Source organism: Mesorhizobium sp. M7A.F.Ca.CA.004.04.2.1 (genome assembly GCF_004022825.1).
Taxonomy (GTDB): domain Bacteria; phylum Pseudomonadota; class Alphaproteobacteria; order Rhizobiales; family Rhizobiaceae; genus Mesorhizobium.
Genome location: NZ_RZPH01000107.1, coordinates 1 through 9,914, shown reverse-complemented (window position 1 = coordinate 9,914; position 9,914 = coordinate 1). Strand labels below are relative to the sequence as shown.

The 9,914-nt window shown below is 62.0% G+C and carries 11 protein-coding genes and 3 pseudogenes; 9 read left to right on the top strand and 5 right to left on the bottom strand.

Features of this window, described 5'->3' with window-relative positions:
- Positions 1–570, top strand: a 570-nt coding sequence (locus tag EN893_RS07525; RefSeq protein ID WP_164900753.1) for an iron ABC transporter permease, incomplete at its 5' end; no start/stop codon positions are given.
- Positions 571–594: 24 nt separating this feature from the next.
- Here the strand turns inward: EN893_RS07525 and EN893_RS07520 are convergent.
- The 4 genes from EN893_RS07520 to EN893_RS07505 form a co-directional block, all read right to left on the bottom strand.
- On the bottom strand, positions 595–1,446 hold the full coding sequence (locus EN893_RS07520) for a metal ABC transporter permease (RefSeq protein WP_127267055.1): 852 nt from the start codon (positions 1,444–1,446) through the stop codon (positions 595–597).
- The gene (locus EN893_RS07515) at positions 1,443–2,303 is read right to left on the bottom strand and encodes a metal ABC transporter permease (protein ID WP_127267054.1); all 861 of its coding nucleotides are present in this window, start codon (positions 2,301–2,303) and stop codon (positions 1,443–1,445) included. The genes EN893_RS07520 and EN893_RS07515 overlap by 4 nt, the downstream gene beginning before the upstream one ends.
- Positions 2,300–3,160, bottom strand: coding sequence for a manganese/iron ABC transporter ATP-binding protein (locus EN893_RS07510; protein WP_206517197.1), 861 nt, complete (start codon positions 3,158–3,160; stop codon positions 2,300–2,302). The genes EN893_RS07515 and EN893_RS07510 overlap by 4 nt, the downstream gene beginning before the upstream one ends.
- 86 nt (positions 3,161–3,246) lie before the next feature.
- Positions 3,247–4,116 (bottom strand): metal ABC transporter substrate-binding protein, encoded by an 870-nt coding sequence (locus EN893_RS07505; RefSeq protein ID WP_127267059.1) that lies wholly within the window; start codon positions 4,114–4,116, stop codon positions 3,247–3,249.
- Between the two features lie 222 nt (positions 4,117–4,338).
- Between EN893_RS07505 and EN893_RS07500 the strand changes: the two genes are divergently transcribed.
- Positions 4,339–4,767, top strand: coding sequence for a Fur family transcriptional regulator (locus EN893_RS07500; RefSeq protein WP_023813521.1), 429 nt, complete (start codon positions 4,339–4,341; stop codon positions 4,765–4,767).
- Between the two features lie 63 nt (positions 4,768–4,830).
- Here the strand turns inward: EN893_RS07500 and EN893_RS07495 are convergent.
- Positions 4,831–5,128 (bottom strand): annotated as a pseudogene (locus EN893_RS07495) (phosphatidate cytidylyltransferase); the annotation flags it as partial.
- Positions 5,129–5,403: 275 nt separating this feature from the next.
- Here EN893_RS07495 and EN893_RS38600 point away from each other — a divergent pair.
- From EN893_RS38600 to EN893_RS07460, 7 genes and pseudogenes are all read left to right on the top strand, one after another.
- Positions 5,404–5,588 (top strand): annotated as a pseudogene (locus EN893_RS38600) (2-aminobenzoate-CoA ligase); the annotation flags it as partial.
- Between the two features lies 1 nt (position 5,589).
- Positions 5,590–5,735, top strand: a pseudogene (locus EN893_RS07485) (tryptophan 2,3-dioxygenase family protein); the annotation flags it as partial.
- Between the two features lie 42 nt (positions 5,736–5,777).
- Positions 5,778–6,914, top strand: coding sequence for an ABC transporter substrate-binding protein (locus EN893_RS07480; protein WP_127270513.1), 1,137 nt, complete (start codon positions 5,778–5,780; stop codon positions 6,912–6,914).
- Between the two features lie 137 nt (positions 6,915–7,051).
- Entirely contained in the window at positions 7,052–7,972 is a 921-nt protein-coding gene (locus EN893_RS07475) for a branched-chain amino acid ABC transporter permease (RefSeq protein ID WP_127270515.1), read from the top strand.
- A gap of 8 nt (positions 7,973–7,980) precedes the next feature.
- The gene (locus EN893_RS07470) at positions 7,981–8,952 is read left to right on the top strand and encodes a branched-chain amino acid ABC transporter permease (protein ID WP_127271623.1); all 972 of its coding nucleotides are present in this window, start codon (positions 7,981–7,983) and stop codon (positions 8,950–8,952) included.
- Positions 8,945–9,694 (top strand): ABC transporter ATP-binding protein, encoded by a 750-nt coding sequence (locus EN893_RS07465; protein ID WP_127271621.1) that lies wholly within the window; start codon positions 8,945–8,947, stop codon positions 9,692–9,694. The genes EN893_RS07470 and EN893_RS07465 overlap by 8 nt, the downstream gene beginning before the upstream one ends.
- On the top strand, positions 9,691–9,914 hold a 224-nt coding region (locus tag EN893_RS07460; RefSeq protein WP_128361465.1), incomplete at its 3' end, for an ATP-binding cassette domain-containing protein. The genes EN893_RS07465 and EN893_RS07460, both read left to right, overlap by 4 nt.

Below are 9,914 nucleotides of genomic sequence, written 5' to 3'. Positions count from 1 at the left end.
CGGCAAGGCCCGGAGCGGCTGATCCTTGCCGGCCTTGCCGTGTCCTTCATGTTCACCGCCTTGACCAATTATCTTGTCTTTGCCGGCGACCAGCGCGCCGCGCACTCCGTGCTGTTCTGGACCATGGGTGGGCTCGGCCTGGCGCGCTGGGACAATATCTGGCTCGGCGCCTTGGGTGCGGGCACTATCCTGGCTTACGCGCTGTGGAACCACCGCCGGCTCGATGCTTTCCTGGCCGGCGAAAACGCCGCCGAAAGCCTGGGCGTGCCGGTGGCGCGGATGCGAAGGATGACCTTTCTCGTCGCCGCCTTCTCGACGGCGATCCTGGTCTCGGTCGCCGGCGTCATCGGCTTCGTCGGGCTGATGATCCCGCATCTGTCGCGGCCGCTGGCGGGCCCCTTGCACCTGCGCCTGGTTGCCAGCTGCGCCGTGTTCGGCGCGGTGCTGTTGCTGGCCAGCGACCTTCTGGCCCGAACGCTGCTGCCGCCGCAGGAACTGCCGATCGGCATCATCACCAGCTCGGTCGGCGCGTTCTTCGTCGTCACCATGCTGATCCGCAACCGGCTTTAAGCGTGGCCTCGGTCAGGGTCGCGATTACTCTCCCGAAATGCCCAGTTGCACCTGTTGCTTTGGGCGCTTCGACTGGAACAGGGCAAGCAAAAAAACGCCGGCCTGAACCACGACGATGGTCGGACCCGTGGCTGCGTCGATGTGATAGCTGAGGATCGTTCCCACGACGCTCGACCCGATGGCGGCCGCGGCAGCAATGGCGAGCATCCGCTCAAAGCTCTTCGTCAAAAGAAAACCGATCGCTCCCGGCGCGATCAGCATGGCGATGACAAGGATGATCCCGACAGCCTTCAGCGAGGCCACGATGGTCAACGCGAGCAGCGTCAAGAGCCCGAAATGCAGCAGATTGACGGGCAGGCCGATCGCGCGCGCATGGGCCGGATCGAAACAATAGAGCAGCAGATCCTTGCGTTTTGCCAGAACGATGAGGATCGCCGGCACGACGATGATCGCCGCCTCGATCACGTCGCGCCACTGGACGCCGAGCATGTTGCCGAACAGGATATGATTGAGATGCTGGTCGGTCTCGACCTTGACGAACAGAACCAGGCCAAACGCGAACATGCCTGAGAAGACGATGCCCATGACTGCGTCCTCCTTGATCCGGCTGTGCTGCTTGAGGTAGCCCGTCGCCAAAGCGCAGCCAAGCCCTGCCACGAATGCGCCGAAGGCAAGCGGGATCCCGGCGATATAGGCGAGCACAATACCCGGAAGCACGGCATGCGAAACGGCGTCGCCCATCAGCGACCAGCCCTTCAGGACGAGATAGCAGGACAACACCGCGCAGATGGCGCCGACCAGAATGGCGACGGTGAGACCGCGACGCATGAACTCATGGCTGAGCGGTTCGGCGATCCAGGACCAGATTGTCATCATGACGCGACCTGGGATGCGGCACGTGCCGCCCGGCGCGCGGCGAGACGGCCATGTTTGGGTGCGAAGACGAAGGCAGTCAGAAAGACCACGGTCTGCAGCACCACGATCAGTCCGCCAGTCGCGCCATCGAGAAAGAAGCTGAGATAGGCGCCGACCGCGCTCGTCGCCGCGCCGATCGCCATCGCGAGCAGGATCATGACGCCGAACCGATCGGTAAGCAGATAGGCGGTGGCACCAGGCGTTACCACCATCGCGATCACGAGGATCGCGCCGACGGTCTGGAGCGCGGCGACGATGCAGGCGCTGAGCAGCACGAAGAACAGGACCCGCAACCGCCACGGATTCAGGCCGACGCCGCGCGCATGGTTCTCATCGAAGAACACCAGCATCATATCCTTCCATCGAAGCCCCAATACAGCCAGCGAAACCGCTGCGATGAGGATGACCTGGGTTACATCCTCGTCGGAGATTGCGAGGATGTTGCCGAGTACGATGGACTGGATGTTTACGGAGGTCGGACTGATCGACGCAATCAGCAGCCCGCCAGCGAACAGCGTTGTAAAGACAAGGCCGATCACGGCGTCCTCGCGAAGTTGCGTCACGCGCCGCACCAAGGTGATGCCGAGTGCGGCGATGAGGCCGGAGGCGAATGCGCCGGCGGCATAGGGAAGGGCCAGCATGTAGGCGGCCGCAACGCCCGGCACCACCGAGTGGGCAAGCGCGTCGCCCATCAGGGCCCAGCCCTTGAGTATGAGATAGCAGGACAGGAACGCGCAGACCATGCCGACCAGGGCGCTGACCCAGATGGCCTTGGCCATGTAGTTGTAGGTGAAGGGTTCCAGCAGGATGTCAATCACGGGGCTGGCGATCCGCTGTCGGGCTTCATCATCTTCTCTTGATCGCGCTCGCCGTAAAGCACCAGAGGGCGCTCGTCATCGGTCAGCACGGTCAGGTGGCGAGCGTCGGGGTCGTCGTGAAGATCGGCGCCGCCGAGGCGTAGATGCCTCAGCACGCCGCCAAAAGCTTTCGCAAGATTGGCTTGCGTAAACGTTGTCTCTGTCGGTCCGAAGGCCAGCACCGTCTTGTTGAAGATGACGACATGGTCGCAGAAATTGACGATGCTGCCGAGATTGTGCGTCGACACCAACATCAGCTTGCCGTCGTCGCGCATCGACCGAAGGAGATCGATGATCGCTGCTTCGGTCTGCACGTCGACGCCGGTGAACGGCTCGTCGAGCAGGATGATCTCGCCGCCCTGCGCCAGAGCGCGCGCCAGGAACACGCGCTTCTTCTGGCCGCCGCTCAGTTCGCCGATCTGGCGCTTGCGAAAATCGGTCATGCCGACCCGTTCCAGCGCCGCGTCGACCGCCATGCGATCGGCTCTGCGTGGGATACGCAGAAAATTCATGTGGCCATAGCGGCCCATCATGACGACATCTTCCACCAGCACCGGAAAGTTCCAGTCGACATCCTCGCTCTGCGGCACATACGCTACCAGGCCGCGCTTCAGCGCTGCGTGGACCGGCAATCCGGCGATAAGCACTGTTCCGGTCGACGGCGTCAGGAAGCCCATCAGCGCCTTGAACAGCGTCGATTTGCCGGAGCCGTTGACGCCGACCAGCGCGCAGATGGTGGAGGCGCCGAGCCTGAAAGAGGCGGAGTGTACGGCCGTGACCCCGCTTGAATAGCTGACGGTGACGTCGTCCACGTCGATGGAGGCAACGACCCGGCCGCTACCGGTCGATGTTCGATCATGGCTGCCCTGGACGCTGTCCGGAGCGAGCGCGGTGCGAACCCCGGTCACCCGCCGAACCCCTGGACGATAGTCTCGACGGTGGTTTCGAGAAGCTTCAGATAGGTCGGAACCGGGCCGTCTTCCTCGCTCAGCGAATCGACGTAGAGAACGCCTCCATAGGTGGCTCCGGTTTCGCGCGCGACTTGCTTGGCCGCCTTGTCCGAAATGGTGCTTTCGCTGAACACCACCGGAATCTTGTTCTCGCGCACCAGGTCGATGAGCTTGCGCGCCTGTTGCGGAGTGCCTTGCTGGTCGGCGTTGATCGGCCACAGATAGGCTTCGCGCAGATCGAAGTCGCGTGCCAGGTAGCTGAAAGCGCCTTCGCTTGTAACCAGCCAGCGTTGGTCCGTGGGGATCGCCGACAGGCGCTTGCGCATGGGCTCGTCGATTGCCTTGATCTTTTCCGAATAGGCGGCGGCGTTGGCGGCATAGACCTGGGCGTTTGCCGGATCCGCCTTGGACAGCGCCTTGCGGATGTTCTCGACATAGATGAGGGCGTTCTTCGGCGACATCCACGCATGCGGATTGGGCTTGCCTTCGTAGGGCCCCTCCTTGATCCCCATCGGCTCGACACCGTCCGTGACGACGGCGCTCGGCACGTTCTTCACGTTGTCGAAGAATTTCTCGAACCAGCGTTCGAGGTTCATGCCGTTCCAGAGCACGAGGTCGGCCGATTGCGCCTTCACCACGTCGAGCGGCGTCGGCTGATAGTCGTGGATTTCGGCGCCGGGCTTGGTCACCGACTCTACGATTGCCGCGGTCCCGGCTACGTTTTGCGCGATATCCTGGATGATCGTGAACGTCGTCACGACGCGCAGAACCTTCCCTGCCGCAGGCTGGGTCTCCTGTGCCATGACCGGAACGAGGCTCGCCATCGTCGCAAAACCGATGGCCACAAGGCCGCCAAGCGCCCGCAGCATCGTCCTGCGGGTTGGGGAAGCAGAAACAGTCATCGGATGCCTTTCGACTGGAGTTGATCGTCGCCCATGCGCTGCTCACGTCATGCTAATGCGTTTGATTTGCATCTAATATTGCAGTTGCAACTGATTTGCAAGTAGCTAATTGCAGTCGCGTGGCAACGCGGCTAAGTATGGCGGATGAAAGCGGATAACGACCTTTTCGAGCGATTCCGGAGCAATTTGAAAGCCGCCGGTGTCCGGATGACCGAACAACGCAAGGTGATCTTGCGGCTGCTGGCGGATGCGCACGACCATCCGGACGCGAACGAATTGTATTCTCGTGCCCACCAGATCGACGGCAGCATTTCCTTGTCGACCGTCTACCGGACGTTGCGGCTCCTGGAGGAGAAAGGCGCCATCCAGCGTCATGCCTTCGACGAGGGCCGCGCCCGGTTCGAAAACGCGGACCGTGAACATCACGACCATCTCATCGACCTCGACACCGGTCAGGTGATCGAGTTCCGTTCCGACAAAATCGAGAAACTGCAGGCCGAGATAGCGTCGGAGCTTGGCTTCGAAATCGTCCGCCACAAGCTGGAACTGTATGTCAGGAAACGCGCCAAATAGCGTGGTTTCTGGTCGTCACCATGCTGATCCGGGTCTGATCGCGGCGGGCAAGACGCCGCCGGCTCAGACCGTCCAGAAATAGCGCACAATGTGAAAGAAGACAGGCGCGGCGAAGACCAGGCTTGTCGGTGCGGTCCATCATGCCGCCATGGCCTTCGATCAGATGGCCCCAGTCCTTGACGCCCTGGTCGCGCTTGATGGCCGAGGCGACCAACCCGCCAAGAAATCCCATCGAGCAGGCGACGAAGGCCACGGCCGCCGCCTGCAGCGGCGAGAAGGGCGTGCCGATCAGGCCTTCCCAGGTTTTCGACGGCGAGACGTTCGGCGAAAAACGGTGTTTTCCAAAGAGCTTGCCGAAGATGCCGAACATGCCGCATTTGTGCACCAACGCTCGGGCATGGCTAAAAACTTTAGGCTTGAAATAAATTTGGTCTGGTGCAATTCTCAATCGTCAGTCGAGAGCGTGGGAGGTCTCGCTGTGCCAAATGCCGGTCGCATATTCGATCGCGCCGGGTGCTGCCGCATATGCCGGATGACCAGCCCGGCGTCGGCGCAAAGCCTCCCCGCAAGTTGCGTATTCAAACACACGCACGGCGACAAGACCGTGGCAACGAGCATCTAGGGGACAGCCGCAGAATGCTTGGACCGTCAGCGCATATCGACACGTTCACGCGCGACAACCTTCCGCCCGAGGAACAGTGGCCGAACTTCCTGCTCGATGGCTTCGACTACCCCGAATACCTTAATGCCGGTGTCGAACTGACCGACGTCTGGTCGAAAAGGGTCTGGGTGACCACACCGCGCCGATCGGCAATGGCCGGGCGCTGGCGCTTCAATCATGTCACCACAGTCGAACGCATCATCGGCATGAAACGCAGCACCGGCGGCACGTCGGGCGCTTCGTATCTGAAGAGATGCTGGAGGTTGAACTGTTCACTGAACTCTGGAAAGTTCGCACCCGGCTCTAAAGCTATTTTATCTATATTGAAAACACTGGGAAGGAGAGAAAAATGAAGAATATCCTGGCATCCAGCATGTTCGCTTTGTCGCTGGCCACATCTGGCCTTGCCTATGCCGAACCCGTCAAGATCGGCGTCATCACCACGCTTTCGGGCGGCGGTGCGGGTCTCGGCGTCGACATGCGCGATGCCTTTACGCTGGCGATGAAACAGTCCGGCAACAAAGATGTCGAACTGGTCATCGAAGACGATGCCCAGAAGCCCGAGATCGCGGTGCAGCTCGCCGAAAAGATGATCCAGAGCGACAAGGTCGACCTGCTCACCGGTATCATCTGGTCGAACCTGGCGATGGCGGTGGTGCCCAACGCGGTGGCGCAGGACGTCATCTATTTGTCGCCCAATGCCGGCCCGTCGGCCCTTGCCGGCGCCAAGTGCAACAAGAACTATTTCAACGTCGCCTACCAGAACGACAATTTCCATGAGGCGATGGGTCAGTACGCCAACAAGGACTACAAGAAGACCTTCATCCTCGCGCCCAACTACCCGGCTGGCAAGGATTCGCTGACCGGCTTCAAGCGCTACTACAAGGGCGAGCTGGCAGGCGAGGCCTACACCCAGATCGGCCAGGCCGACTACGCCGCCGAGATCGCCCAGATCCGCGATTCCGGTGCCGACTCGGTGTTCTTCTTCCTGCCTGGCGGCATGGGCATTTCCTTCATGAAGCAGTACGCCCAGTCGGGCGTGAACATCCCGGTCATGGGTCCTGGCTTCTCCTTCGACCAGGACATTTTGCCCGCGGTTGGCGACGCAGCCCTTGGCGTCAAGAACTCGGCGAGCTGGTCCAGGGACCTCGACAACGAAGCCAACAAGCAGTTCGTCGAGGCCTTCAAGGCCGAATACAATCGCCTGCCCTCAATCTACGCCGCCCAGAGCTGGGATACGGCGAACCTGATCCTGTCTGCGCTGTCCAAGGCCAGTGTTAAGGACAAGGACGCGTTCCGCGCGGCCCTCAAGGCAGCCGATTTCAAGTCGGTGCGCGGCGAGTTCACCTTCAACACCAACAATCATCCGGTCCAGAACATCTACGTCCGTGAGGTGGTAAAGGAAGGCGATGTCTTGACCAACAAGATCATCGCCACCGCCTTCGAACACCACAAGGACGCCTATGCCGACCAGTGCAAGATGTAGCCCAAGGCTGCATCCGCTTTGCTAAAGTGCCGGCCTCGTCATCGACGGGGCCGGGGCCGCGGCGAGGCCGCATCGCCGTATCTTGCAGCGGCTTGCTTCGGCATTCCCCGCCTTGAACCACAGTCCGGATCGTTCATTTGTCCATCGCCCTTCTGATCGAACAACTTCTCAACGGGCTGCAGCTCGGAGTGATGCTGTTCCTCATGGCCGCCGGCCTGACGCTGATCTTCGGAGTCATGGGCCTGATCAACCTCGCCCATGGCTCGCTCTACATGGTCGGCGCCTTTGCCTGTGCCACGGTCGCCGCCGCCACTGGTTCGTTCTGGATCGGTCTGGTGGCGAGCCTGATCGCTGCGGCAGCCGCCGGTGCGGTCATGGAGATCGTTGTCATCCGCAGGCTTTATGAGCGCGACCATCTTGACCAGGTGCTGGCGACGTTTGCGCTGATCCTGATCTTTTCGGAAGGCACGCGCTGGCTGTCTGGCTCGTTTCCGCTTTATCTCGACATCCCACCGCTGCTGCAAGGCGCGGTGCCCCTGCCCGGCGGTGGCCAGTACCAGCTCTACCGCCTCGCCATTATCGGCGTCGGCATCGCCGTTGCTGTGGGGCTCTATCTGCTGATCTCGCGCACCCGTCTCGGCATGCGCATCCGCGCCGGCGAATCCGACCGCGAGATGATCGCAGCCCTCGGCGTCGACATCCGCACGCTCTACACTGTTGTCTTCGCGCTAGGTGCTGCCCTTGCCGGCCTTGCCGGCGCGCTGGTCGGTGCGCTGCAATCGGTGCAGGTCGGCATGGGCGAGCCAGCACTCATCCTCGCCTTCGTGGTCATCGTCATCGGCGGCATCGGCTCGATCAAGGGTGCGCTGTTCGGTGCCATCCTCGTCGGCCTCGTCGACACGATGGGCCGCTTCCTCCTGCCCAAGGCGCTGGCGTTGATGATGCCGACGGCACAGGCCGGGCTGATCGGTGCCTCACTCGCCTCCATGCTGATCTACATAGTCATGGCCCTGATCCTCGCTTTCAGGCCAAGCGGCCTGTTTGCGGCGCAGTCGTAAGGGCCACCATGAGCCGCGAAACCATCATCAATATACTGCTGGCACTTCTGCTGCTAGCGATCCCGTTCAGTGCGTCTGCAATGGGCGAGCAATTCTACGTCACGCTTGCCACGCGCATTACGATCCTTGCGCTCGCTGCTGTCGGGCTCAACATCGCGCTTGGTCTTGGCGGGCTGGTATCCTTTGGCCACGCCGCCTTCTTCGGCCTTGGCGGCTATGCCGCCGGCATCCTGGCGACCCATGCCTTCAACGCCGAACCGCTGTTGTTTGGCCTGCAAGGCACGACCTCGATGCTGGTCATCTGGTCGGTGGCTATCCTGGTTTGCGGCCTTGTCGCCTTGCCGATCGGCGCGATCAGCCTGCGCACGACGGGCGTCTATTTCATCATGATCACGCTCGCTTTCGCGCAGATGATCTACTACTTCGCCATCTCCTGGCCGGCCTATGGCGGCGAGGACGGGCTGTCGATCTATGTCCGCAATGGCTTTCCCGGTATGAACACGGCGCAGTCCCTGACCTATTTCCTGATCTGCTATGTCGTGCTGATGGCAGCACTTGGTCTGTTCTGGCTGCTGCGCGGATCGCGCTTCGGTGCCGCATTGCAGGCGGCACGGCAGAACGCGACCAGGCTGTCCGCCGTCGGCATCGCACCCTTCAACATCAGGCTCGTTGCCTTCGCCATCTCTGCCATGGTCACAGGCCTCGCCGGCGCGCTGTTTGCCGATCTCAACCGCTTCGTCAGCCCCTCGATGCTGTCCTGGCACATGTCGGGCGAGCTGATCGTGCTCATCATCCTTGGCGGCAAGGGTCGGCTGTTCGGCCCGGTTGCGGGCGCGATGCTTTACGTGCTGTTCGAATTCGCGCTTGGCGGCTTCACCGAACGCTGGCAGTTCTTCCTTGGCCTGATCCTGCTCGGCGTCGTTTTGTTCGCGCGCGGCGGGCTGCTTGGCCTTTTGGCTGGAGAGGCGCGTCATGGCTGAGCTGGTCCTCGAAATACGCGATCTCAAAAAGACTTTCGGCGCGCTGAAGGCCACCGACGGCGTCAGCCTCGATCTCAAGCCGGGCGAAATCCACGCGCTGATCGGCCCCAATGGAGCCGGTAAAAGCACGCTGATCCACCAGATCTCGGGCTCGCTCCGGCCAGACAGCGGCAGTATCCGCTTTCTCGGCCAGGATATGGCCGGGCTCGACATGGCGGCCCGCGGGCGGCTTGGGCTCGGCCGCAGCTTCCAGATCTCATCACTCGCGCAGGAGTTTTCCGCGCTGCGCAATGTGATGCTGGCGGTGCAGGCACGCCAGGGAACGAGCTTCCGCTTCTTACGCCCCGTGATGAGCGACAAGAGCCTGACAGAACCGGCGATGGCGATGCTGGAGCGCGTCGGCCTTGCCGGGCGCGCCTACGTGCCAGCCGCTGAGCTGTCGCATGGCGAACGCCGTCAACTCGAAATCGCCATTGCGTTGGCCCTTGGATCGAAGGCCTTTTTGTTCGACGAGCCGATGGCCGGCATGGGGCCAGACGGATCGAAAGCGTTGACGAAATTCCTCGACGGCCTGCGCCACGAAGCGCCGATCCTGCTCGTCGAACACGACATGGATGCCGTCTTCGCGCTTGCCGACCGTATCTCGGTCCTCGTCTATGGCCGCGTCATCGCCACCGGCACGGTGGACGAGATCCGCAACGATCCCGAAGTGCGCCGGGCCTATCTCGGAGAAACTGCGTGAGCCTGCTGGAACTCAACGGCGTCGAAACCTTCTACGGCGCATCGCAGGCGCTGTTCGGCGTCTCGCTCGACGTCAGGGCGGGTGAGGTCGTGGCGCTCATGGGCCGCAACGGCATGGGCAAGACGACGACGATCAATTCCATTCTCGGCCTCGCGAAACCGCGCTCAGGCTCGATCAGCTTTGGCGGCCGCCAAGTCGCCGGCATGCGCCCGCGCCGCAT

Excerpts from the sequence above, each read along its gene's own strand:
- EN893_RS07470 (WP_127271623.1), top strand. The coding sequence starts at position 7,981 with ATGAGCCGCGAAACCATCATCAATATACTGCTGGCACTTCTGCTGCTA.
- EN893_RS07465 (WP_127271621.1), top strand. The coding sequence starts at position 8,945 with ATGGCTGAGCTGGTCCTCGAAATACGCGATCTCAAAAAGACTTTCGGC.
- EN893_RS07500 (WP_023813521.1), top strand. The coding sequence starts at position 4,339 with ATGAAAGCGGATAACGACCTTTTCGAGCGATTCCGGAGCAATTTGAAA.
- EN893_RS07505 (WP_127267059.1), bottom strand. The coding sequence starts at position 4,116 with ATGGCGAGCCTCGTTCCGGTCATGGCACAGGAGACCCAGCCTGCGGCA.
- EN893_RS07480 (WP_127270513.1), top strand. The coding sequence starts at position 5,778 with ATGAAGAATATCCTGGCATCCAGCATGTTCGCTTTGTCGCTGGCCACA.
- EN893_RS07520 (WP_127267055.1), bottom strand. The coding sequence starts at position 1,446 with ATGATGACAATCTGGTCCTGGATCGCCGAACCGCTCAGCCATGAGTTC.